The organism is Actinoallomurus acaciae, assembly GCF_042429965.1.
GTDB classification, from domain to species: domain Bacteria; phylum Actinomycetota; class Actinomycetes; order Streptosporangiales; family Streptosporangiaceae; genus Actinoallomurus; species Actinoallomurus acaciae.
In genome coordinates, this window is sequence record NZ_JBHLZP010000075.1 from 1 (window position 1) to 23,438 (window position 23,438).

The 23,438-nt window shown below is 71.3% G+C and carries 22 protein-coding genes; 13 read left to right on the top strand and 9 right to left on the bottom strand.

The features are described 5' to 3' along the window. The 5 genes from ACFFNX_RS13005 to ACFFNX_RS13025 form a co-directional block, all read left to right on the top strand. Positions 1-277 (top strand): hypothetical protein (locus tag ACFFNX_RS13005; RefSeq protein WP_378200097.1); only part of this gene is annotated, 277 nt, incomplete at its 5' end. Between the two features lie 24 nt (positions 278-301). Continuing rightward, the gene (locus ACFFNX_RS13010; protein WP_378200101.1) at positions 302-703 is read left to right on the top strand and encodes a roadblock/LC7 domain-containing protein; all 402 of its coding nucleotides are present in this window, start codon (positions 302-304) and stop codon (positions 701-703) included. Between the two features lie 6 nt (positions 704-709). Beyond that, positions 710-1,081 carry a DUF742 domain-containing protein gene (locus ACFFNX_RS13015; RefSeq protein WP_378200104.1) on the top strand — a complete coding sequence of 124 codons (372 nt, stop codon included), beginning with the start codon at positions 710-712 and terminating at the stop codon, positions 1,079-1,081. Continuing rightward, positions 1,062-1,649: a GTP-binding protein gene (locus ACFFNX_RS13020; protein WP_378200107.1), complete on the top strand. Its 588-nt coding sequence runs from the start codon at positions 1,062-1,064 to the stop codon at positions 1,647-1,649. The genes ACFFNX_RS13015 and ACFFNX_RS13020 overlap by 20 nt, the downstream gene beginning before the upstream one ends. A 446-nt stretch (positions 1,650-2,095) precedes the next feature. Then, positions 2,096-2,581 (top strand): hypothetical protein, encoded by a 486-nt coding sequence (locus tag ACFFNX_RS13025; RefSeq protein WP_378200110.1) that lies wholly within the window; start codon positions 2,096-2,098, stop codon positions 2,579-2,581. A gap of 608 nt (positions 2,582-3,189) precedes the next feature. Here ACFFNX_RS13025 and ACFFNX_RS13030 read toward each other — a convergent pair. The 6 genes from ACFFNX_RS13030 to ACFFNX_RS13055 all read right to left on the bottom strand — a co-directional run bounded on the left by ACFFNX_RS13030 (position 3,190) and on the right by ACFFNX_RS13055 (position 12,234). Then, positions 3,190-4,665, bottom strand: coding sequence for an FGGY-family carbohydrate kinase (locus tag ACFFNX_RS13030; RefSeq protein ID WP_378200112.1), 1,476 nt, complete (start codon positions 4,663-4,665; stop codon positions 3,190-3,192). A gap of 62 nt (positions 4,666-4,727) precedes the next feature. After that, the gene (locus ACFFNX_RS13035) at positions 4,728-5,723 is read right to left on the bottom strand and encodes a substrate-binding domain-containing protein (RefSeq protein WP_378200115.1); all 996 of its coding nucleotides are present in this window, start codon (positions 5,721-5,723) and stop codon (positions 4,728-4,730) included. Then, positions 5,720-6,853, bottom strand: coding sequence for an ABC transporter permease (locus tag ACFFNX_RS13040; protein WP_378200118.1), 1,134 nt, complete (start codon positions 6,851-6,853; stop codon positions 5,720-5,722). The genes ACFFNX_RS13035 and ACFFNX_RS13040 overlap by 4 nt, the downstream gene beginning before the upstream one ends. Then, positions 6,846-8,402 carry a sugar ABC transporter ATP-binding protein gene (locus tag ACFFNX_RS13045; protein WP_378200121.1) on the bottom strand — a complete coding sequence of 519 codons (1,557 nt, stop codon included), beginning with the start codon at positions 8,400-8,402 and terminating at the stop codon, positions 6,846-6,848. Before ACFFNX_RS13045 ends, ACFFNX_RS13040 begins: the two co-directional genes overlap by 8 nt. Then, a complete protein-coding gene (locus ACFFNX_RS13050) occupies positions 8,399-10,828 on the bottom strand; it encodes a glycoside hydrolase family 172 protein (protein WP_378200124.1) in 2,430 nt (809 codons plus the stop codon). Before ACFFNX_RS13050 ends, ACFFNX_RS13045 begins: the two co-directional genes overlap by 4 nt. Further along, positions 10,825-12,234: an L-fucose/L-arabinose isomerase family protein gene (locus ACFFNX_RS13055; RefSeq protein ID WP_378200127.1), complete on the bottom strand. Its 1,410-nt coding sequence runs from the start codon at positions 12,232-12,234 to the stop codon at positions 10,825-10,827. The genes ACFFNX_RS13050 and ACFFNX_RS13055 overlap by 4 nt, the downstream gene beginning before the upstream one ends. Before the next feature lie 196 nt (positions 12,235-12,430). On the opposite strand from ACFFNX_RS13055, the gene ACFFNX_RS13060 reads away from it, so the two are divergent. The 7 genes from ACFFNX_RS13060 to ACFFNX_RS13090 all read left to right on the top strand — a co-directional run bounded on the left by ACFFNX_RS13060 (position 12,431) and on the right by ACFFNX_RS13090 (position 20,378). Then, positions 12,431-13,426, top strand: coding sequence for a LacI family DNA-binding transcriptional regulator (locus ACFFNX_RS13060; protein ID WP_378200130.1), 996 nt, complete (start codon positions 12,431-12,433; stop codon positions 13,424-13,426). Between the two features lie 100 nt (positions 13,427-13,526). Continuing rightward, positions 13,527-14,774, top strand: a complete 1,248-nt coding sequence (locus ACFFNX_RS13065; RefSeq protein WP_378200160.1) for an acyl-CoA dehydrogenase family protein — start codon at positions 13,527-13,529, stop codon at positions 14,772-14,774. Positions 14,775-14,783: 9 nt separating this feature from the next. Continuing rightward, complete coding sequence (locus tag ACFFNX_RS13070; RefSeq protein WP_378200133.1) at positions 14,784-15,404, top strand: TetR/AcrR family transcriptional regulator; 621 nt, start codon at positions 14,784-14,786, stop codon at positions 15,402-15,404. A 34-nt stretch (positions 15,405-15,438) separates the two neighbouring features. After that, positions 15,439-15,771 carry a cupin domain-containing protein gene (locus ACFFNX_RS13075; protein WP_378200136.1) on the top strand — a complete coding sequence of 111 codons (333 nt, stop codon included), beginning with the start codon at positions 15,439-15,441 and terminating at the stop codon, positions 15,769-15,771. Between the two features lie 1,630 nt (positions 15,772-17,401). After that, positions 17,402-18,490, top strand: coding sequence for a hypothetical protein (locus tag ACFFNX_RS13080; RefSeq protein ID WP_378200139.1), 1,089 nt, complete (start codon positions 17,402-17,404; stop codon positions 18,488-18,490). An 87-nt stretch (positions 18,491-18,577) separates the two neighbouring features. Continuing rightward, positions 18,578-19,000, top strand: a complete 423-nt coding sequence (locus ACFFNX_RS13085) for a VOC family protein (RefSeq protein WP_378200142.1) — start codon at positions 18,578-18,580, stop codon at positions 18,998-19,000. An 85-nt stretch (positions 19,001-19,085) separates the two neighbouring features. Further along, positions 19,086-20,378, top strand: a complete 1,293-nt coding sequence (locus ACFFNX_RS13090) for a cytochrome P450 (protein WP_378200145.1) — start codon at positions 19,086-19,088, stop codon at positions 20,376-20,378. Positions 20,379-20,386: 8 nt separating this feature from the next. Here ACFFNX_RS13090 and ACFFNX_RS13095 read toward each other — a convergent pair whose 3' ends face one another. From ACFFNX_RS13095 to ACFFNX_RS13105, 3 genes are all read right to left on the bottom strand, one after another. Continuing rightward, complete coding sequence (locus ACFFNX_RS13095) at positions 20,387-21,067, bottom strand: hypothetical protein (RefSeq protein ID WP_378200148.1); 681 nt, start codon at positions 21,065-21,067, stop codon at positions 20,387-20,389. A gap of 43 nt (positions 21,068-21,110) precedes the next feature. Next, complete coding sequence (locus tag ACFFNX_RS13100) at positions 21,111-21,884, bottom strand: S1 family peptidase (RefSeq protein ID WP_378200151.1); 774 nt, start codon at positions 21,882-21,884, stop codon at positions 21,111-21,113. A 148-nt stretch (positions 21,885-22,032) separates the two neighbouring features. Then, on the bottom strand, positions 22,033-22,686 hold the full coding sequence (locus ACFFNX_RS13105) for a CatB-related O-acetyltransferase (protein ID WP_378200154.1): 654 nt from the start codon (positions 22,684-22,686) through the stop codon (positions 22,033-22,035). An 81-nt stretch (positions 22,687-22,767) separates the two neighbouring features. Between ACFFNX_RS13105 and ACFFNX_RS13110 the strand changes: the two genes are divergently transcribed. Further along, on the top strand, positions 22,768-23,409 hold the full coding sequence (locus ACFFNX_RS13110) for a TetR/AcrR family transcriptional regulator (protein ID WP_378200157.1): 642 nt from the start codon (positions 22,768-22,770) through the stop codon (positions 23,407-23,409). Positions 23,410-23,438 lie beyond the last annotated feature (29 nt).

The window sequence follows — 23,438 nt, forward strand, 5'->3', positions numbered from 1 at the left end:
GGCGGGCACGATCGGCCTCGCCGCCTCCGACGGCACCGACCCGGACGCGCCCGAGCTGGACCGGCGTGTCCGGCAGGCGAGCCTGGCCCCGCAGCTGCGCGAGGACACCGGCGTCTCCGGACCGGGGGGCACCGCGGCGGGGGACATCGGGCCCGAGGAGGCCGGACCGGTCGACACCGGACCGACCACCCGGCCTCCGGAGGAGACCCGATCGCTGATGAGCGCGCTCCAACAGGGTTGGCAGCGCGGGCGTGAGGAAGAGGACCCCGACGAGTGAGTTGCTTGGGAAGGCGGCGGGCGGATGCTCGAAACAACCGGTGAGCTGGGCTGGTTGCTGGACGACCTCGTCGGCCGGGTCCACTCGGTGCGGCAGGCGATGATCCTGTCCGGCGACGGCCTGCCCATGGGCCTGTCGCAGGGCATCATGCCGGCGGACGCCGAGCACTTCGCCGCGCTCTCGGCCGGCTTCCACAGCCTGGCGCGCAGCGTCAGCGACACGTTCGGCGGCGGTGACATCCGTCAGACGGTCGTCGAGCTCGAGTCGGCCTTCGTCTTCGTGATGGCGGCGGGCGACGGGTCGTGCCTGGCCGTGCACGCCGAGGGCGACGTGAACATCGGCGTGATCGGGTACGAGATGACCCGGCTCGTCAAACGGGTGCGCCGGCATCTCGGGACCGCGCCGCGCTCGGCGGGTGGAGCGTGATCTCCGGTGAGCGATCGGCGGCGGTGGTTCGACGACGCCGCGGGCCCCGTGGTCCGGCTCTACGCGGTCACGCGGGGGCGGACGCGTTCTCGCGGAGGGCCGTTGGACCTGATCGCCGTCGTGGTCGCCGGGGCGCCGTCGGCGGCGGACCGCAGGTGGCTCGAGTCCGAGCATCTGCGCCTGCTCGCCCGCTGCCGCAGGCCGACCACGGTCGCGGACCTCGCCTCGGACACGGACCTGCCGCTCGGCGTCGTACGTATCCTGCTGGGGGACCTCAGAGACCGGGGGCTGGCCACGGTCCGCGACCCGGCACCGTCACAATACGCACGGGACGAGACGGTACTCCGAATGGTGTTGGATGAGCTTCACTCCCTTTGAACCGCAGGCCGACGCGCTCCCCCGGGCGATCAAGATCTTGATCGCCGGTGGGTTCGGCGCCGGCAAGACGACGCTCGTGGGCACGGCCAGCGAGATCCGTCCGCTGCGCACCGAGAGCAGCCGGTCCGCGTACGGGCGCGCGATCGACGGTCCCATCGGCGTGGACTCCAAGGAGTCCACGACGGTGGCGATGGACTTCGGCCGCGTCACCCTCCCGAACAACGTCATGCTGTACCTGTTCGGCACGCCCGGGCAGCGCCGCTTCTGGTTCATGTGGGACGGCCTCGCCCGCGGAGCGGCGGGCGCGATCGTCCTCGCCGACACGAGACGGCTGCCGGACTGCTTCGGCGCGATCGACTACTTCGAACAGCGGGGCACGCCGTTCATCGTGGCGGTGAACTGCTTCGACAGCGCACCGAGGTACGGCGAGGCGCGCGTCCGCGTGGCGCTGGACCTCGATGCGGGCGTCCCCATCATCATGTGCGACGCCCGCTCGCGCGAGTCGGTGATCCAGGTGCTCATCACCATCGTCGAGCACGCCCTGCGCGTCAACGGCTCGTTCGTCTGAGAGCCGCGGCCCCGGCGACCGGCTGCTCGACCAGGCGTGCTGCCCATGGCCTCCCGGCTCTGAGCCGGGAGGCCACGGCGGGCCGGGCGGAGATGCTCCGCGACCGGCGCCGGGCGGGTCTTCGATGGCCGATATCCGGCATGGCACCGGACCGGATCACGGCTCGCGCACGTCATTCGATCATGATCGGTTTCAAGATCGAATATTATGGCGCGAGAAAAAATGATCATTGAATTGTGAGATCGATTTCCTAGCCAAGGCGGGATTCGATACTGTTCATACCGCTTTGTAACAACCCCACGTGCGTGTGGACCAGGGTCCTTGTGATCTTTCTCCCCCAGCAGTGACTCACGAAAGGACGCCACCGTGGGAACCGCAGTGCCCCCCGTCGCATTGCCGCGAGGATGTGTCCGGGGCGACGGGAACATGACCGTGGACGCCGAGTCATGATCGTCTCAGTCGTGATCCTGCCCCTTGCCCTCATCAGTCTGGTCCCGGTCATGGCGGTCCGCCGCCGGGAGGACGTTTCCCGAGGTGTCGCCGGGCGACATCCGGAGTCCATGACCGCGAACCTCGCCGCCGACGCCGAGGAGTACCTCGCCTGGCTGGCCGACCATCACTGGCCCGACGACGAGTACCTAGAACTCGAGCGCGACTGGCAAGCCGACCTCGACCCCTTCGAACCGCACGACGACCGCCCCGTGTGCCCCGGCTGCCATCGCCCCGGCAACGACGTGTGGCCATGCCATGAGTGCGGGTTGATGATGCACTCGACTTGCGGCTACGGAATGCGCCGAAAAAAGATCTCCAAGCCGTACCGCACGCGCGACATGGGCACGGAGTCGGTCATCGCCGAATGGCGGTGCAATCGCTGCATGGCGGTCGTCGGCCTGGACGTCGACCGCGGCGACGAGAAGGGCCGAGCCCAGTAGGCGCACCGATTTCCGGACACCGGCCCACACCATGAACCGAAGCGACGGACCCGCCCCGCCAACGGCCCGCCGCTCACGAAACCGCTTGGCCGGTCGCCTCCCCGGGAGCCCGCCCCCTGGGGAGGCTTCGGCCGGGGCCCTTCGGCCGGGGCCCTTCGGCCGAGGCCCTTCCGCCGGGCCCGCCCCGCGAGCCCGCCTCCGCAGGGGAGGCCCTTGCATAGGGGCCCCTCCGACCGGAAGGCCTTCCGTCGTGGGCCCTCCGGCCAAGGCCCTTCGGCCGAGGGTCGGCCGAGGGTCGGCCGGGAGCCCTTCGGCCGGGAGCCCTTCGGCCGGGAGCCCTTCGGCCCGGAGGCCTTCGGTCGGGGCGCGCTCGCCGGGAGCCCGTCTATCGGGAGTCCGCCCGTCGGGAGCCCTCCGGTCCAAAGCCCTTCGGACAGGGCCCGCTTGTCGGGGATCCGTCCGTCGGGAGCCCACCCACCGAGGGCCCACCCACCGAGGGCCCACCCACCGAGGGCCCACCCGCCCGGGGGACCATCCCAATTTCATCGTCCCGTTGGGCGGGGGGTTTCGGCAAGGTGGGGTTGTTTGCCTGTGGATAAGTCTGCTCGTCAGGCGCGGGACAGGGTGGCGAGTGCGTGGGCCGCGTCGCGGGTGGCCGGGTACAGGTCGCGGTAGATGCCGTACAGCTCCTCATAGAGCCGCCCCACCCCCGGGTCGGGTGTGACCGTGGCCGCCGGCGGGTTCCAGTCCGCGCCGTCGGACAGGTCCACCGCCCGGGCGGCCAGCAGCGCGTCGCCGTAGCACGCGCCGATCGTCACCGACGGCAGCACCTGGGGGCGGCCCAGCACGTCCGAGACGATCTGCGTCCACAGGCCGCCCTTGGTACCGCCGCCGACCGCGACCAGTCGCCGGGCCTCGCCGCCCGCCGCGCGCATCGCCTCCAGGTTGTGCCGTACGCCGAAGGCGGTGCCCTCCAGGGCCGCGCGGTACAGGTGCCCGCGCCCGTGGTTCAGGGTCAGGCCGAGCACCAGGCCACGCGCGTCCGGGTCGAACAGCGGCGTCCGTTCGCCCGCGAAGTACGGCAGCATCACCAGCCCTCCCGCGCCGGGGCCGGCCGTCCGTGCCTCCTCGGTCAGCTCCCCGTACGCCGTGCCGGTGAGCTGCCGCAGCCAGTCGGTGACCGCGCCGGAGGTGGCCATGCCCGCCGCGAGGTCGTACGTGCCGGGCGTGACGCCGACCGTTCCCCACAGGCCCGGCCAGGTGCGGCGTGTGGCGAGGACCTCGATGAGGAACATGGTCGTGCCGTACATGACCATGACGTCGCCCGGCTCGGTCACCCCGACGCTGACCGCCTCGGCCCACGCGTCGATGGTGCCGGCGATGACGGGTGTGCCCACGGCGAGCCCCGTACGCTCGGCCGCCCGCGAGGTGACCGTGCCGGCCACCTCGCCCGGCCAGGCGAGCGGCGGCAGGTCCAGGCCGGGGGCGATCTCCCGCGCCCACGCGTCGATCCAGGCGTGCTCGCGGCTGTCGTACAGCGGTGAGCACTGGCTCGCCGAGTGGTGGTCGAGGACGTACACCCCGGTCAGCTCGTGTACGAGGTAGGAGCTCGCCATGAACAGCCGCTCGGTGCGCTCCCACACGTCCGGCTCGTGGCGGCGCAGCCAGGCCAGCTTGGGGCCCACCGCCTGCGTGGTCAGCGGCGAACCTCCGCGCGAGACGATCGCCTCGGCGCCGTACCGCGCGGTCAGCTCCTCGATCTCGGCGACCGCACGCGTGTCGACGCCGTACAGGATGGCGGGGCGCAGCGGCGCTCCCGCGGCGGTCGCGGGCAGCGCGCACGGGCCGATCCCGCTGACGCCGACGGCGCCGACCGGTTCGCCGCCGGCCTGGGGGAGCAGTTCGCGGGTGACGGCGGCGAAGCCCTCCCACCACACCGCGCGGGCGTCGTGCTCGGCCCAGCCCGGGTGGGGCCGCGACACGTCGTGCTCGCGCACCGCGGTCGCGACCACGGTGCCGTCCGGAGTGGTCAGCCCCCCCTTCGTACTGGACGTGCCGATGTCGACTCCAAGCAGGAGACTCACGAGCCACCCTTTCCCGCCGAGGGGCGCGGCCCGTACGACCGCGCCCCTCCGATCCTCACGCGTCAGCCGCCGATTTTCCCGGACATGTCGTACTGCTTGTAGAGCTGTGCCGCGTTCTCCTTGGTCACCTGCGTGGTGTGCAGCGTCTGCTTCTTGCCCACCTGCTGGCCGTGCGCGATGGCGTACGCGGTGTCGGCGGCCTCCTTGGCGCACGTCGGGTAGACGAACGTGCTGGTCAGCTCGCCGAGCTGGACGGCGCGGATGCCGCCGTCCGGGATCGCCAGGCCGTCGGTGCCGATGAACTTGATCTGACTCTCCCGGTGCTGCGCCTTGGCGGCGAGGTACGCGCCGAGCGTCATCGGGTCGTTCTGCCCGTACACCAGGTCGAGCTTGGGGTACCTGCTCAGCCACTGCTGCATGATCGGCACCGCGGAGTCCTTGAGCCATTTCGCCTCGCGGTCCGCGACGATCTTGATCTTCGGGTCGGCCTTGATGCCGTCGCGGAAGCCCTTGTCGCGGTCGATCTGCGGCTGGTCGGACATGATGCCGCGCAGCTCGACCACGTTGCCGCCGTCCGGCAGCTGCTTGACCGCCTCCTGCCCGGCCAGCTTGCCGATCTCGTAGTTGTCGCCGCCGATGAAGGAGGTGTAGCAGTCGGTGTTGACGCTGCGGTCGAGGATGATGACCGGGATCTTCGCCTGGCACGCCTGCTGCACGGCCGCGGTCAGCGGAGCCGGCTCGTTCGGCGAGACGATCAGCACGTCCACCTTCTGCTGGATGAAGTTCTGCACCTGGCTGACCTGCGTCGCGCTCGACTGGTGCGCGTCGGCGATCGGCAGCAGCCTCATGTCGGGGTGCTGCTTCATGAAGTACTCGAGCTGCAGGTTGAGCTGCGCGCGGTACGGCTCGGCGTTGTTGGACTGGGAGTAGCCGACGACGAACTGCTTCTTGCCGCCGGAACCGGAGCCGCCCGAGCCCGACGGCGCCTTCGACGCGCAGCCCGCGGCGAGTGTCACCACCGCCACGACCGCCACGAGCGGGCGAACCAAAGATCTCACTTTTCGTCTCCTTCTCGGGGTGAAGAACCGATCAGGCGTCTGATCGGGGTGAGCGCGGCGGCGAAGAAGCCGGGCCGCTGGAGGACGACCGCCGCGACGACGATCAGGCCCTTGATGACGAGCTGCCAGTTGTCGCTGACCGCGTTGAGCCCCAGCACGTTGTCCAGCAGCGTGAGGATCAGCGCGCCGACGAAGGTGCCGACGATCGTGCCCCGGCCGCCGGCCAGGCTCGTTCCTCCGATGACGGCCGCCGCGATGGCGTCCAGCTCGTACGAGGTGCCGGCGAGCGGGTCGGCCGAGGCGCTGTAGGCCGCGTCGATCGGCCCCGCGAACCCGGCGAGCAGCCCGGACAGCACGAACACGGTGATCGTCACCGCGGTGACGTTGACCCCGGAGAGGCGGGCCGCCGTCGCGTTGCCGCCGACCGCGTACACGTGACGGCCGAACCGCGTCTTGGACAGGATCAGCTGGAACACGACGCAGACGACGACCAGGGCGAGTACCGGGTAGTAGACGCCCTGGCCGAGGACGCCGGTCAGCACGTTGTGCCCCGGTGTGCCCAGGTCCTGGAACTGCGCCGAGTGCGGCGTCAGGTGCCCCTGGTCGTTGACCACCTGCGTGCCGACGCTGACGTTGTCGGAGTACTGCCGGTCGAGCCCGCGCACCACCGACAGCATCGCGAGCGTCATCACGAACGACTGGATCCGCAGCCACGTCGTGCCGACGCCGTTGCACAGCCCGAAGAACGCCCCGACGAGCATGCAGATCGGCACGATCTCCCAGGGCGTCATGTTGTGGTGGACGAGCATCATGGCCGAGACCATCGAGCCGATGCCGAGGATGGACCCGACCGACAGGTCGATGCCGCCGGTGAGGATCACGAGGGTCACGCCCACGGCGAGGATGCCGCGGGAGGCGAACGCGCCGACCGCGTTGGTGAGGTTGGTCTGGTTCCAGAACACCTCGCCCTTCGTGGCGAGCCCCAGCACGATCACGAGGATCAGGCCGATGTAGCCCTGCAGCGAGCCGAGCACCGGCAGCAGCCGCCGCATCCGGATCCGCAACCGCGGCGGCGGGCCGCCGGTCTCCGCGGCCACGGTCTCCTCATCGGTCGCGGTCTGGTCAGGCATCGGCTGTCTCCTGGTCGAGTACGGCCTGGCGCGCCATCGCGGCGGCCAGGATGTCCTCCTGGTTGGCCGGCGGGCCGTGGGCCGGGTCACGGTGGAACTCTCCGGTGACGCGCCCCTCGCAGAGCACGAGGATCCGGTCGCACATGGCGATGAGCTCGGGGAGTTCGGAGGAGACCACCAGCAGGGCGGTCCCTCCTCCGGCGAGCCGGCTCATCAGCGCGTGGATCTCCGCCTTGGCGCCCACGTCGATGCCGCGCGTCGGCTCGTCCATGAGCAGCAGCGCCGGCTCGGTGAGCAGGCACTTGGCCAGCACCACCTTCTGCTGGTTGCCGCCGGACAGATCGCGCACCGTCGTGTTCAGGCCGGGCGTCTTCACCCGCAGGCCGCGGACCTGCCCGGCCACCGCGGCGCGCTCGCGCCGCCGGTCCACGAACAGCCGGGTGTAGCGGCCGAGCGCCGCCAGGCTCGCGTTGAACGCGACGGTGCCGCCGAGCACGAGACTCTGCGCCTTGCGGTCCTCGGCGACCAGTGCCAGACCGCGCCGGATCGCGTACCGCGGCGAGCGCGGCCGGTACGGCTCGCCGTCCAGCTCGATCCGTCCGGCCGAGGGCCGGTGGGCGCCGTACAGCGTCTCCAGCACCTCGGTACGGCCGGCGCCCATGAGGCCGGCCAGCCCGACGATCTCCCCGGCGCGTACGGTCAGGTCGACGTCGTGCAGCGCGGTCCGGCCCGTCTCGGCCCGCAGCGAGAGGCCCTCGACCCGCAGCCGTACGTCCCCGTCGCCGTGCTCCCCGGTCTCGCGGGGGAACAGGTCGCCCAGCGGACGGCCGACCATCATCTGGATCAGCTCGGGCCGTGTCGTGCCCGCCATGTCGCGCCGCCCGATGTACGCGCCGTCGCGCAGCACGGTCACCGAGTCGGCGATCTCCTCCAGCTCCTCCAGCCGGTGGGAGATGTAGATGACGGCCACGCCGCGTCCGGTCAGGTCCTGGATCACCTCGAACAGCCGCCGTACCTCGGCGTCGGCCAGCGCGGACGTCGGCTCGTCCATGACGAGGATCCGCACGTTGTTGCCGAGCGCCTTGGCCACCTCGATGAGCTGCCGCTCGGCGATGCGGCAGCTGCGGACCAGGCGGCGCGGGGACAGCCGCAGGCCGAGCCCGGCCAGCAGCTCCGCGGTACGGTCGTGCGCGGCGGACCGGTCGCGGGTGCCCCACCGGGTGCGGGGTTCCCGGCCGAGGAAGATGTTGTCCGCGATGGACAGGTCCGGCACGAGGTTGAGCTCCTGGTGGATCATGGCGATCCCGTGCCGCGCCGCGTCCTTGGGGGAGTGGATCGCCACCTCCTCCCCGCCCACCTCGATGACGCCGTCGTAGTCGCCGTGCACGCCGGCCAGGACGTTCATCAGCGTCGACTTGCCCGCCCCGTTCTCGCCGAGCAGGGCGGCCACCTCCCCGGCGTGCACCGTCAGGTCGACGCCGGACAGTGCCCGCACGCCGGGGAAGCTCTTGCCGATGCCCCGCATCCGGAGCACGACCTCTTTCGTCACCGGTTGCTCCAGGCCTGGTACGAGGCGGCCGACCAGGGCGGGCCGTCCGGCGTCAGGGTTACGGTGATCGAACTCCGCCCGGCGGTCACGCTCGCCGGCACCTGGTAGGTGTCGTCCAGCCAGCGGTGGGTGGTGTTGCCGAGCGGCTGGAGCCAGTCCGGCAGCGCGTGCCCGTCGACGCTCACCTTCGCGTGCTGGTACGAGGTGTTCTGATCGCTCGTCCGCAGGAGCGTCACGCCCCGGTTGGCCGGGTCGACGGCGAGCCGGAACGCGACCGGCGCCGTCGCGGGCCGGACGTTCGCGGTGAGCGCGGTGTTCGTGCCCTCGAAGGTCGAACTCAGGCTCGTCGCGGGCCCGGTGCCGGTGTAGCCGTGCGCCTTCTCGCTCGCCGCGTCGCCGAGGGTCAGCGTGTCGGTCCGGCGGGAGGCGGCGGAGTCCCGGCCGTACCAGAAGGCGGTCGTGGAGTAGTTCGCCGCCACGTCGTCGCCGGGCCCGTGCTCGATGCCGAAGGTGATCGCCGAGCCGAACGGCACCGCCTCACCGATCATGAACCGGTACGCCCCGGTGCAGTCGGAGTCGGCGGCGCAGCCGGTCGTGGCGGTCAGGTGCGCCGGGTCGCCGTTGAACGGCTCGGTGTAGGTGTCGCGGTTGAAGTACCAGCCGCTCTGGTAGAAGTCCTCGGTGCCGGTCCCGTGCATCTGCGGGCTGCGCGAGCCGTCGGTGTAGACGCGCTCGTCGCCCTCCAGGAACGCCCGCGACGCCGGGCCCCGCATGGAGGAGACGACACCGACGAACTTGCCCTGGCCGGTGGCCTGCAGGTACGTCCAGTCCTTGCCGTTCTCGGTGGCGCCGGCGCGGGACTGCGTGCGGAAGTAGCCCTCACCGGTCATCGCGTGGCGGCCGGTGGTGACCTGCGCGTCCCCGGCGGTCACCGTCAGCGGCGAGCCGTTGTACAGCTCGACCTTCGCGTCGTGGCCGTACGGCATCGGCCACCAGGCGGCGTAGGAGTGCGCGGCCGGGTCGATGCCGGTGAACAGGGACCGTACGGGCGCGACCGCGAAGCCGGAGCCGAAGAACTCCCCGAACGGAGAGTCGACGGTCCGCCTCCCGTCGAAGGTGATCCGCACCCGCAGCCCCTGCAGGAGCTGCTGCGCGGTGTGCAGCCTGGCGAGCCGACCGGCGTCCAGCGGGTAGGAGAACACCCGGTCGCCCTGCCAGGTCTGGCCCGTGATCGCGTACTGGTGCGCGGCCTCGTCGGCGGTGTCGCCGACGTCGACCGTGTCGGTACGGGTCAGGCCGCCGCCGGCATGGCTGTCGACCCAGTAGGTGAACTCGTTGTAGTCCAGGTCGGAGGAGACGAAGGTGTTCTTGACGGTGAGCCGCGACTTCCCGGCGGTAAGGCTCGCCGGCAGCTCGACCGACTCCTCGGCCCACTGCCCGGCGCCCCTCGGCTCCGTCGGCCCCCACTGGCCCGCGTCCCGGCCGTCGACGGAGATCGAGGCGCGCTGGTGGCCGATCTCCGGGTCGTAGCGGCGGGTCAGCCGTACGCCCGTGTTGGCCGGGTCCACCGCGACGGTGAACGTGCTGGAGCCGTTCGCCCCGAACGCGCGACCCTCGTCCTCGACGTTGTCGGCCGTGACCTGCTCGGCCTGCGGCAGCGTGAGCCGCAGGGCGGACAGCTCGCCGGCGCCGGTGGCGCGCGCCAGCGTCTCGGTCGCGCCGGGGGCGAGGCGCAGCGCCGACCTCTGCGTACGGGCGCCGGGCGGCGCGGGCTTGGGGTCCCTGGTGCCGGCGGCCTTCAGCTTCGCGATGACGTCCGCGGCCTTGTCGGACGGGTCGAAGGTCCGCACGCCCGCGTCGTCGGCGAAGGTCCGGTAGGTGACGTGATAGAAGATCGGGTTCTTGTCGGTGGTGATCCGCATCGAGTGCCGGAACGGCATCGGCACCTCGACGTACACGCCGCCGGAGCTCTGGTCGGCGTTGGCGACGAGCGGGTTCACGAACGGTGCGCCGACCTTGCCGTCGACCAGGTCCTGGAGCGACGCGTGCACCACGTCACGGCCGTCGAGGGTGATGGTGATGTTCCCGGTGGCGCGTACGTCGCCGTTGTCGCGGGTGAACCAGATCGCGTTCACCTCGCCGGCGCCGTCGTGCTCGGCGATGACGCAGCCGTCCGCGGTGGTGCGCAGGCAGGAGTACGTCCCGTCGAACCCGTCGTTGTTGCCGCCGGTGCGGTCGAAGCTGGAGAACTGCTTGGTCTGCACGCCGGTGGTCAGCCGGGCGAGCCGCTCGGGGTGGCGGTAGACGTCCCAGCCGACCGGGCCCTTCGCGCTCGCCGGGGCCGCCGCCTGGGCGTGGGTCGTGACACCGGTCAGCGCGCCGGCGGCGAGGAGGAGGACGGCGAAGCGTCTCAGGTGAGTTCTCATCGAAGGTCACCGAACCCGTCGAAGTCGATGGACAGCAGCTCGCAGACGGCGCGCAGCTCCGCGACGTACTCGCCGGGGACCGCATGGAGGTGGTTGGCGCCGAACCGGGACAGGAACTCCTCGCTGTCCACACGCAGCCGGGCGAACGCGTGCGGCCACTCGTACGTCGACTGGCGCATCATCGCCTCGTTCGTCGCGTCGTCGTACCGCTCGAAGGCGCCGCGCATGACGTGCATCCGATACCGCCCGTCGTAGCGGGTGAGGCGCGCGAACGTCATCTCGCCGGGGGCGGCGAGGTGCTGCACCGAGGCGCCCCCGGCCGGGAAGTAGAAGACCTCCGGGTGGAAGTGGACCGATCCGAGGTTCTCCGCCGGGTCGGCCGAGCGCTCGGCGTACCAGGTCGCGTGCTGGCCCGAGTTGCACAGGTCCCACACGTCCTTGTCGGCGTGGTAGTGCCGTACGTCGGCGAACAGCACCGGGTCGCCGGACAGGAGCTTGAGGATCTGCATCGTCAGCGCGCCGTCCATGTCGGCCTCGGTCGCGGTGACGTGGGTCTCCTTCGGGCCCTCCCAGTCGTACGGGTCGTTGAGGAACGCCTCGGTGACGTCCATGGTGGTGAAGTGAGTGGTCAGCTCGGGCTGGCCCTTGATGCCGGAGAAGTCCAGGTTCCACTCGTCGATCAGCTCGCGCACGGCGTAGTACGAGCGGATCTGGCGTTCGAGCAGTTCGGGCGTCAGCCGCCGGCCGTCGTAGTGGACGGTGCCGTGCTTCTCCAGCCAGTCACGCCCGGCCGCGACCCGGGAGGCGTCGGCGTTCTCGGCGCGGCGGACGACCTCCCACTGGTCGATCTCCTCGACGTCGACGCCGAACTGCCGCATCCACTGGTCGGTGTTGGCGACGGCGGTGTACATGCCCATCGGCCGGCCGCCGATCCGGCCGAACGTCGAGCCGCGCAGGCCGCTCACCGCCGTCGCGGCCCGGACTCTGGTGAGGATCCGGTCGGTGACGGCCTCCGGGTCGCCCCACACACGGGAGTGGACGCGGCCGGCCTGGTCGAGCGCGCCGCCGCCGGCGAGCATGCCGACCATGCCGGGGTACTGCGGGTCGATGTTGCCGACGAGCAGCAGCGGGCCGGGGGTGGCGTCGGCGGCGAGCATCGTGAAGTGCGGGAACGCCCACACGGGATAGTTGAAGATGGTCAGGTCAGGTCGCTGCCCGGCCACCCACCGTGCCTCGGCGGTGGCGAGCTCGTTGGTCCAGATGACGTCGCGGGCGGTGATCACCTCGTGCCCGTGCGCCCGCAGCAGTTCGGCGAGGGTCCGTGTCGACTCGCCCACATGTCCGGCGACGTCGCGGGCGACGAAGTCACGCCCGTCCGACATGCTGAGAAGACCGATTCGCGCCACGCGTGACCTCCGGTTCGACGTCCCGGCCGCCTTTTCCGATCCGGCTCCGGGGTGCGGTAGAGTCATCGAGAAATCGATTTCTGAAATCGATTTCTCGGAACGTAGATCGTGGCTTCCGGACCTGTCAACCCCCGGAATCCGGGTGACCGTGGACAATGTTCCGGGTGGCGAAGAGGGGGGCCGGCCCATGGCGCAGGTGACGATTCGTGAAGTGGCGCGGACGGCGGGCGTGTCGCCCGCCACGGTCTCGCGCGTCCTGAACACCTCCGAGACCGTCTCGCCCGATCTCAAGGAACGCGTGCTCGCCGCCGTGCGCGCCCTCGGCTACCGCCCGAACAGCCAGGCCCGCAGCCTGCGCACCCGGGCGACGACGGTGCTCGGCGTGATCATCTCCGACATCACCAACCCGTTCTTCACCGCGATGGTCCGCGGCGTGGAGGACGTCGCGAGCGCGGCCGGCTACTCCGTGGTGCTGGCCAACGCCGACGAGGACCTGCGCAAGGAGCAGCGCTACCTGGAGGTGGCCGCCGCCGAGCAGATGGCGGGCGTGCTGCTGTCGCCCGCCTCGGCCACCGAGACCTCCATCGACGTGCTGGCCGAGCGCGGCATCCCGGTGGTCACCATCGACCGGCGGCTCAAGACCGCCGACGTCGACTGGGTGATGGTCGACAACCACCGCGCCGCCAAGGAGGCGACGCTCCACCTGGTCGAGCAGGGCTGCCGCCGGATCGGCTTCATCGCCGGCCGCCTGGGCACCACCACCGGCGCCGGCCGGCTGGCGGGCTACCGCGCGGGACTGCGGGCGGCGGGCCTGCCGTCGGCGCGCGAGCTCGTGGTGAGCGGTGAGTTCCGCATCGACGGAGGCCGCGAGGCGACCGAGCGGCTGCTCGCCCTGCCGGGCCGCCCGGACGGCCTGTTCGTGTCCAACAACCTGATGACGATCGGCGCCGTGGACGCGCTCGACACGGCTGGGGTGCGCTTCCCGGACGACATCGCCCTGGTCGGCTTCGATGACATGATGCCGGCGCTGAGCCTGCGCTCACAGATCACGGCGGTGAGCCAGCCGACGTACGAGATCGGCCGCCAGGCGACGGAGCTCCTGCTCAGGCGGGTGAGCGGTGAGCCGTTCCCCGAACGCCACATCACCCTGAACGCCGAGCTGAAGGTGCGGGAGAGCTCGATCCGCACCTGACCCGGCGGGCGGCCGTTGACGGTCTGCGGAGGACCGGCCTACTGTGACGACATACCGACTGGTCGGTATGCACGGTCATCCGCAGGTGGAGAGGAACGGCATGGACTTCGGGTTCGACGCGACGACCGATGACTACCGGGACCGGCTGCTGGAGTTCATGGACGCGTACGTCTACCCGGCCGAGCCGGTCTACGCCGCCCAGGCTGCCGAGCGGACCGACCCGTGGTCGACGCCGCCGGTCATCGAGGACCTCAAGGCCGAGGCGCGCAAGCGCGGCCTGTGGAACCTGTTCCTCCCGTCGGGTTCGCGCGGCGAGCACGGCCTCCCGCACGAGCCGTACGGCGCCGGGCTGACGAACCTGCAGTACGCGCCGCTCGCCGAGATCATGGGCCGGTCCCCGAAGATCGCGCCGGTCGCCCTCAACTGCGCCGCGCCCGACACCGGCAACATGGAGATCCTCGCCATGTTCGGCACCCGGGAGCAGCGGCAGCGCTGGCTGGAGCCGCTGCTGGAGGGGGTGATCCGCTCGGCGTTCTGCATGACCGAGCCCGCGGTGGCCTCCTCCGACGCCTCCAACATCGCACTGCGCATCGAGCGCGACGGCGACGAGTACGTGCTCAACGGGCGCAAGTGGTGGTCCTCGGGCGCGCTCAGCCCGGAGTGTGAGATCTTCATCGTGATGGGCGTGACCGACCCGGACGGGCCGCCGTACCGGCGGCAGAGCATGGTGCTGGTGCCCAAGGACACCCCGGGGGTCACGGTCGAGCGGGGGCTTTCGGTCTTCGGCTACGACGACGGCACCCACGGCGGGCACGCCGAGGTCGGCTTCGCGAACGTACGGGTGCCGGCGGACAACATCCTGCTCGGCGAGGGCGAGGGTTTCCGCATCGCCCAGGAGCGCCTCGGCCCCGGCCGCATCCACCACTGCATGCGCGCCATCGGCATGGCCGAGCGGGCGCTGGAGCTGATGTGCGAGCGGGTCACCTCACGTGTCGCCTTCGGCGCCCCGATCGCCGACCACGGTGTCGTCCAGGACTGGATCGCCGAGTCGCGCATCCGGATCGAACAGGCCCGGCTGCTGGTGTTCAAGACCGCGTGGCTGATGGACACCGTCGGCAACAAGGGGGCGCGCGTGGAGGTCTCGGCGATCAAGGCGGCGGTGCCGGAGATGGCGAGCCGGGTCATCGACCGCGCCATCCAGGCGCACGGCGGCGGAGGCGTGTCGCAGGACTTCCCGCTGGCCGAGCTCTGGGCCGGCATGCGCACACTGCACCTGGCGGACGGGCCCGACGAGGTGCACAAGCGCTCCATCGCCCGCCGCGAGCTCGCCCCGTACCGGAACCGCTGAGCGGCGCGGATGACACAGGGGACGGCGGAGGTTCCCGAGCGGGCGCGGCCACTGCCGGAGCGGCTGCTCGAGACGGCCACGCGGCTGTTCGCCGAGAACGGCTACGAGAGCACCTCGGTACAGGAGATCGTCGCGGCGGCGGGCGTCACCAAGGGCGCGATGTACCACTATTTCGCGGCAAAGGATGACCTGCTGTATGAGATCTACCACCGCCTGCTCGCGCTCCAGACCGAACGCCTGGAACGGATCGCCGGCGGCCCGGGAACCCCGGAGGAGCGGCTGCGCGACGCCGTCCTCGACGTGATCGAGACGAGCTGCGCCCACCTGGACGAGCTGACCGTCTTCTTCCGTTCGATGCACCTCCTGCCGGAGGTCAGGCGCCGGGCCGTACGGGCGGAGCGGCGGCGCTACCACGAGCGGTTCCGCACCCTGGTCGAGGAGGGTCGGCGGGACGGGACGTTCCGGACGGACGCCCCGGCCGACCTGGCGGTCAACTTCCTGTTCGGCGCGGTGCACCAGATCAGCACCTGGTGGCACCCGGACGGCGCGCTCGGCCCCCGCGACGTCGGCCGGTACTACGTCGCCCTGTTCCTCGACGGCCTGCGCCGCGCCGGGGACCCGGGGGTCTGACCGCCGCCGGGCGCGGCACTGTAAGACTGGCGTCATGCAGAGGAAGATGTCACTGGAGGCTCTGGCGCGAGAGCTGGCCTCCCGGGCCGGAGCCGACACCACCGGGCGCAGCTCCGAGACCGTCTTCGGCGGGCATGAGCGGACGCTGCGGCAGACCGCCATCGCACTCACCGCCGGCCGATCGATGTCGGAGCACGAGAGCCCGGGCGACGCGACGCTGTACGTCCTGCAGGGCCGGGTCCGCCTGACGGCCGACGGCGATTCGTGGGACGCGCGAACCGGTGACCTGCTGGTCATCCCCGAGGTCCGGCACGGCCTGGAGGCCCTGGAGGACTCCGTCATCCTGCTGACCGTCGCCAAGGCGTGAACACCTGAACCGCCCCGCCCGGGCGGGCTCAGACACACCCGGCGGACCACGGAACACCGGGCGACCACCTGACGGAGAAGCCCCTCCCGCAGGGACTCCCCATCCGCCTGGGAAGCCCTGCCCGGGGAGCCCGTCCCGCACGGACTCGTCCCGCGCTGACCTCTCCCGCCCCGGGGGCCCATTTCCGCCTGGGGAGCCCCGCCCGGGGAGCCCCTCCCGCAGGGGCCCGTCCCGTGCGGATCCGTTCCGCCCGGGCCCATTTTCGCCTGGGGAGTCCCGCCCGGGGAGCCCCTCCCGCAAGAACCCGTCCCGCACAGATCCATCCGCCCGGGCCCCATTTGCACCTGGGAGCCTTGCCCGGGGAGGCTGTCCCGCTGGGACTCGTCTCGCGCAGATCCGTTCCGCCCGGGGTCTATTTTCGCCTGGGGGTCCCGTCCGGGGAGCCCGTCCCGCGCGGACTTCTTCCGCCCGGGGGACCCTTTCCGCCTGGGGAGCCTTGCCCGGGGAGGCTGTCCCGCTGGGACTCGTCCCGCGCTGACCTCTCCCGCCCCGGGGGGGCCTATTTTCGCCTGGGGAGCCCTGCCCGGGGAGCCCGTCCCGCAGGGACTCGTCCCGCGCTGACCTCTCCCGCCCCGGGGCCCCATTTTCGCCTGGGGAGTCCCGCTCGGGGAGGCTGTCCCGCAGGGACTCGTCTGGCGCGGACTCCTTCCGCCCGGGGGATCCTCTTTCCACCTGGGAGCCCCGCCCGGGCAGTCCCTCCCGCAGGGACCGCTCCCGCCTGGGGGCACCCAACTTCCGCCCGGCAGGGCCCCGGGAAAGTCGAGTGCTGGTGGTCGGGCGGTGGTTCTGAGGGATTGTGCGGGGTTGCCGCGACGTGTGGGGTGGTGTCGGTGCGTAGGCGGGGGTGTTTTCGCCGTGGGTGGGTCGGGTCTGGCCGGGTGTCTCGGCGGCGTGGCCGCTTTGGCGGTGGCTGATCTGGAAGATCTGCGCGGCGCCGGGGGGGCGGGGTTTTCGGGGGGTGGGCAGGATTTCGATGGGGGTTGTCCAATGGCGGGCGTGAGCGCCGGTGTGCAGCGCGTCCGGGCGTCAGGATCCGCCCGGCCGGATCGGGTTGGTTCAACAAGGCTGGAACCAGGCGATCTCACTGGTTCCCCGCTCGACCTGCTGTTGCGCCACCATCGATCCGTCACGGTGGGTGAAGGCAACCGGGAGGTGCACCCCGCAGCCCCCCATACGGGCGAAGGCTTCGCACATCCGGCTTGCCGTCCGCCGCGATCGCAGGCCACGACCCGGTCGCAGGTGCGGTCCGGTCATGCGCTGGTCTCGAACGCGTTCCCATCGACGGCGAACCGGCACCCCGCACGGCCGACTCATCCAAGGCCACGTACCGGCTCCCGCGATCGGGGCCGACAAGCCGCCACGACCCACCCGGTCGTATCAGCGGCCGATCGCACCGACCGACCGAGCCACCACTGCCACCGCAGCGACCCGCAAGATCGCCCCCAGACGAGCAACACCTCCAAGAATCAGAAAAAATGGACCAGCAAGACTTCCATTGTCCAATCCCGAGGGCGTCGGGCGGTAGTCCGCCGATCTGGCTGTGGACGACCGCGGACGCGAGGAGACGCGCGTGACCGTACAGGTCTTCTGCTATCCCGAGGACGCCGTGCTCACCGGGCCGGCCGAGCTCTGCGCGCTGGCTGCCGGGCTCGGCGCCGACGCGATCGCGGTGGCGGTCCGCTACCACCCGGCGCGCCGCTGGTTCGCCCGCCACGGCGTCGTACGGCACTCACCGCCCGGGATCACCTACTTCCCGCCCGGCGAGGATCGGTACGGGCGGCTGCGGCCGCTCACGATCGCGGGCGAGGAGGAGGTCACGGCCCTGCGCGAGCTGCGGGAGGAGGCGCCGCGGCACGGCCTGGCCTTCCACGCCTGGACGGTCGTGCTGCACGACGACCCCGTGGTGGCCGCGCACCCCGACCTCGCCGCGCGCACGCTCGACGGCACGCCCACGATCCACGCGCTGTGCCCGAGTCACCCGGACGTCGTGGAGTACGCCGCCGCGCTGGTCGCCGACGTGTGCGCCCGGTTCTCCCCGGATGTCATCGAGCTGGAGTCCGCCCTGTACGCCGCGTGGGACCCGTCGTACGTCGTCTCACTGGAGCTGGCGCCCCTGACCGGGATGGCGCGGGCGATGGCGGGCCAGTGCTTCTGCGGTGCCTGCGTACGGCTGATGGAGAAGCTCGGCCACGACCCGGCGGAGCTGCGGAACCTGGCGCTCGCCGGCGAGGGCGCCCCGACACTGCGGGCGATCCGCGCGCACGGCGTGCGACGCGTCATGGCGGCGACCACGGCCGCCGCGCACGAGCACGACGCGGCCGTCCGCCCGCTGATCTTCGATGACCCGGACATGGCCGCGCTCCAGGGCTCCGGCCCCGACGCGTTCGCGCCGGCCGACCGGGTCGGTCTCGGCTGCGACACGCTGACCGGCGACGCCCTCGCCGCCCGGTACGGCGGCCTGGCGGCCCTGGCCGGCGACCGGCCCCTGCTCGCGTCGCTGAACTGGAGCCCGGACCGTACCGAAGGCCGCCTGGCCGACGACGTCCGCGCGCTGATGGGGGTGGGCGCGACCGACATCGCGCTGTACAACCTGTCGCTGGTCCCGGAGAGCGCCCTGCCGGACCTCACCGCCGCCGCGCGCGCCGCCAAAGGGGGATGAAAGACTCGGACGCGACATCGTGAGGGGGCGCCATGGCGGCGCGAGGGACGCGCTCCAGCGGCCGCTCCCTCCGGCGAAGGAGGGCTCATGACCGTACGTCCCGGGTTCCACCTGGCGATACCGGTGGACGACATCGAGCGCGCCCGCGCCTTCTACGGCGACGTGCTCGGCCTGTCCGAGGGGCGTTCGTCGGACGCCTGGGTGGACTGGAACTTCTATGGCCACCAGGTGGTCACCCACCGGGTGCCGGTCACGGCGAACGCCGGGGGGAGCAACCCGGTCGACGGGCACGACGTGCCGGTGCCGCACTTCGGCCTCATCCTGCCGCCGGAGGACTTCCACACGCTGGCGGGGCGGCTGCGCGACGCGGGCGTGGAGTTCGTCATCGAGCCGTACGTCCGGTTCGCCGGCGAGCCGGGGGAGCAGTGGACGATGTTCCTGCGCGACCCGGCGGGTAACGCGCTGGAGTTCAAGGCGTTCGCCGACGAGTCGCAGCTGTTCGCCAAGTAGCCCCGGCGGGGCGGCGCCGCACGGCCTTTTCCCCGTGGGCCGAGTGTGCTTCACTGTAATTGGTCGCTTACATGGGTGGTGTCGCATGACGACCGAGTCGCCCCCGGGACTCGATGAAATCGACCTGTCCGGCCTGGATTTCTGGGCGCGCCCGCTCGACGAGCGGATGGCCGCCTTCGCGGCGTTGCGCGCGCAGGAGCATCCGGTGTTCTTCCCCGAGCTGTCCGTGCCGCTCGTGCCCGCCGGCAAGGGCTACTGGGCCCTCGTACGGCACGCCGACGTGAGCGAGGCGAGCCGCCGCCAGGACGTCTTCAGCAGCGAGCCGAGCGCCACCACGATCCCGGACCTGCCGGCGTACATGGGGCGATACTTCGGTTCGCTCATCAACATGGACGACCCCCGGCACGCCAAGATCCGCCGGATCGTCTCCCGCGCCTTCACGCCGAAGATGCTCGCCAAGACCGAGGACGACGTACGCCGGCGCGCCGTGCGCATCGTCGACGAGCTGATCGCCTCCGGGCCCGGAGACTTCGTGGCCAAGGTCGCCGTGCGCCTGCCGGTCGAGGTGATCTGCGACATGCTCGGCATCCCCGAGCGCGACTACGCCCGGGTCATCGCCCGGACCAATGTCATCCTCGGCAACTCCGACGTGGAGTACACCGGGGTCAACCCGGACAAGATGGACCGGTTCACGATGGCCCGCGCGCTGTTCCGGATCGTGCGCGCCGCCCGCGACCTCCACCGCCTGGCGGCCCGCCTCGGCCGCGAGCGCATGAAGAACCCGACCGACGACCTGACCTCGGCGCTCGTCAACGCCAACGTCGACGGCGAGCGGCTGACCACGCGTGAGCTCGGCTCGTTCTTCCTGCTGCTCGTCGTGGCCGGGAACGAGACGACGCGTACCGCCCTGAGCCACGCGCTGAAGCTGTTCACCGACTTCCCCGAGCAGCGGCGGCTGCTGATGGAGGACTTCCACGGGCGGATCGGCGGCGCGGTGGAGGAGATCGTCCGCTACGCCACGCCGGTCATCTTCATGCGCCGCAACGTGGCCCGCGACCTGGAGATGAACGGCCACACGTACCACGCGGGCGACAAGGTGCTGCTGTTCTACAACGCGGCCAACCGCGACGAGACGGTCTTCACGGACCCGGACGTCTTCGACATCACCCGTACGCCCAACCCGCATGTCGGCTTCGGCGGCCCCGGCCCGCACTTCTGCCTCGGCGCCAACCTGGCCCGCCGGGAGATCACCATCATGCTGGAGGAGCTGTTCACCCGGCTCCCGGACATCCACGTGTCCGGCGAGCCCAACCGCCTGCTGTCGGGCTTCATCAACGGCTACAAACGGCTGCCCTGCGCGTTCACGCCTCCGGACTGAGAGGCGGCTCAGCCTCGTACGCCGAGTGCCGCCGCGAGCCAGCGGACGCGCTCCACGCCTGGGATGATGTGCTCGGGCGTCAGGCGGTACCTCTCGACGACCATGAGTTCGCCGGCGCTGATGCTCCAGTTCGGCACCTGGCCGCGCAGGTGCGCGTCGACGAGGGCGGGGGACAGGAGCCTGGGCACCGCGTACGGGTCGACCGTCTCCACGCGGAAGCGCCGGTCGAACTCCGGATGTCCGAGTTCGACCCCCGAATGCCCGCCCAGGGCGCGCAGCATCCGCGAGCCCAGGTGGCGGTTGCCGACCGTGATCTCGGGCCACGCGCCCGGCAGCGCCGCGACGAAGACCGCGAGGTTGACCTCGACCGTCTGTGTGGTCTGGCCGTTGCTGGTCGTGGTCTCGTACCGGCAGTCGGCGGCGGTCACCTGCAGGGGGCCCACGGTCCCGTACGCCAGCCGCCGTATCCGGAACCCCCGCAGATGCGCCAGCCGCGGCCGCCAGCGGGTGGCGGCGTCGCCTTCGTGCATCCGCCACCCGTTCGCCATGGTCCAGGCGTAGAGCGCGTCCCGGCGGCGACGGTCGGCCTTGATCGCCGCCTTCCGTACGGCGATGACGAGCACGGCGATCCCGCCGCCCATGCCGCCGACGAGGAGCAGCATCACGATCATAAAGATGACGAAGCCCATGACAGCATGATCGCGGGCGTCCGCCGTTCTCGCGACGGTTCGCTCAGGGCAGGGTGACGTACTTGCCGAGGAACGCTCGTGCCGTGGCGGTGTCGAGCCGGTAGTCGAGGTTGGTCGTCCTGCACGCGTCGTCGTCGCCGCTGATCGTGGTGGCCACGACCAGGTCGGAGGCCGGGCCGCCGAGGAAGTTGGGGCCGCCCGAGTCGCCGAAGCAGGTGCTGCCGTCCTTCTTTCCCGAGTTCAGCGACAGTTTGAGCCACGAGCGGGTGAGGTCGCCGAAGGAGATCGAGGTGAGGCGGCGGGTGTCGGAGTAGTGGAGCGTCTTGCCGTCGTCGCTGGGCAGCGCCGAGCCGTAGCCCACGGGGGTGAAGGACGACTTCGCCAGGGTGCCGTTCGCCTTGAGCCGGTCCAGCAGCCCCGCGGTCGGCAGGCGCGCGGGCTTGATCCCGGCGATGGGCGTGCTGAAGACGACGACCGCGATGTCGTGGGAATCGGCCTTCTCGGTGTACTCGGGATCGGCCTCGTAGCGGCCGATGTAGACGCCGGAGCCGAGCTGATAGTGGCTGGAGAAGGAGACCATCGCGGTCTTTTGCCCCTTCTCGCCGCAGTGGGCCGCGGTGAGGAAGACGGTCGGCGAGATGAGGGTGCCGGTGCAGTACGACCAGGTGCCGTCGCCGTACGGCTTGGCGTTGACCATCGCACCCACGGCCGGGTGCGTCTCGCCGTCGGGCGTGCCGTTGGTGATCGCCGACGCGGGGGAGGGGAGAAGGACCGCGATCAGGGCGGCAACGACCGCGGCAGGGGGGACAAAACGCATGCCATGCACCTTAACGCCGCAGGTCACGCGATGTGTAGGGAAGTTACGGACTGAGGTGCTAAAGCGTAAAAGATCTACCTCCTTGGGCGGCCGTGCCCAGAGGGGCCGATGAAGCGGGACGGACTCGTGAGGCCCCCGGTCGACGGGATCACCGCGGGGTGGTCGGTGCCGCGGTCTCCAGGTCGCCGATGTCGCCGGACATGATCGCGGGGATGTGCTCGGTGATGTGCTGGAGCGGCCAGTCCCACCAGGCCAGGGCCAGGAGGCGGTCGATGTCCGCATCGCTGTAGCGGCGGCGGATGAGCCGGGCCGGGTTGCCGCCGACGATGCCGTAGTCGGGGACGTCGTCGACGACGACGGAACCGGAGGCGATGATCGCTCCGTGGCCGATGCGGGCACCGGGCATCACCATGGCGCGGTAGCCGAGCCACACGTCGTTGCCCACCACGGTGTCACCCCGTCCCGGCAGGCCGGTGATGAGGTCGAAGTGCTCGGCCCAGGAGCCACCCATGATCGGGAAGGGGAACGTCGACGGGCCGTCCATGCGGTGGTTGGCGCCGTTCATGATGAACCGCACGCCCTCGCCCAGCGCGCAGAACCTCCCGATGACCAGCTTTTCCGGTCCGTAGTGGTACAGCACGTTGCGGGTCTCGAAGGCCGTCGGATCATCCGGGTCGTCGTAGTAGGAGAACTCTCCGACCTCGATCAGCGGCGAGGTGATCAGTGGCCTCAGCAGAGCCACGCGCGGCTGTCCGGGCATCGGATGGACCGTGTTCGGGTCGGGGGGAACAACGGCAGGCATCGCGAATCTCCACTAGTGCGACAAATGATGCATTAAGATCCTGGCATGGCACCGTCCCACTGAGCAACCGGATCACCAGCGATGACTTCCGAAGCAGCACGACCGGAGGACGCCCGGCCGACGCGACGCCGCCCCGGCGGCCGTACCGCGCGTATCCGCGCGCAGGTGCACGACGCGGTCCTCGCGGAGCTCGGCGAACACGGCTACGACGGGCTCACCATGGACGCCGTCGCCGCCCGCGCGGGCGTGCACCGCGCGACGGTGTACCGGCGCTGGGGCGACGTCGGCGGCCTGCTCGCCGACTTCCTCGACGCGGCGAGCGACGACGACTGGCGGCCACCGGACACGGCCTCGCTGAAAGGCGACCTGGCGGCGCTGAACCGTGAGATCCAGGACGCCCTGACCGCGCGGCCGCCGATCGTCGCGGCCCTGATCGCCGCCTCATTCCGTTCCGAGCAGGCCGACCAGGCCCAGCGGCGGCTCTGGGAGGACCGGTACGCCCGCTGCGAGGTCATCGTCGGCCGGGCCGTCCGGCGCGGAGAGCTCCCGCCGCACACCGACGCTCGGCGACTGCTCATCGCCGCCACCGCGCCGGTGTACCACCAGCTCGTGCTGCTCCGTACGCCACCCGACCCGCACCTGCCCGACCGCGCGGCCAGGACCGCCGCCCTCGCCGCGTCCGCCGGCGCGTTCGCCGAGCCCCCGCCTGACGACGACGCCTGACGACGATCCGCTACGGCAGGCCGATGCGG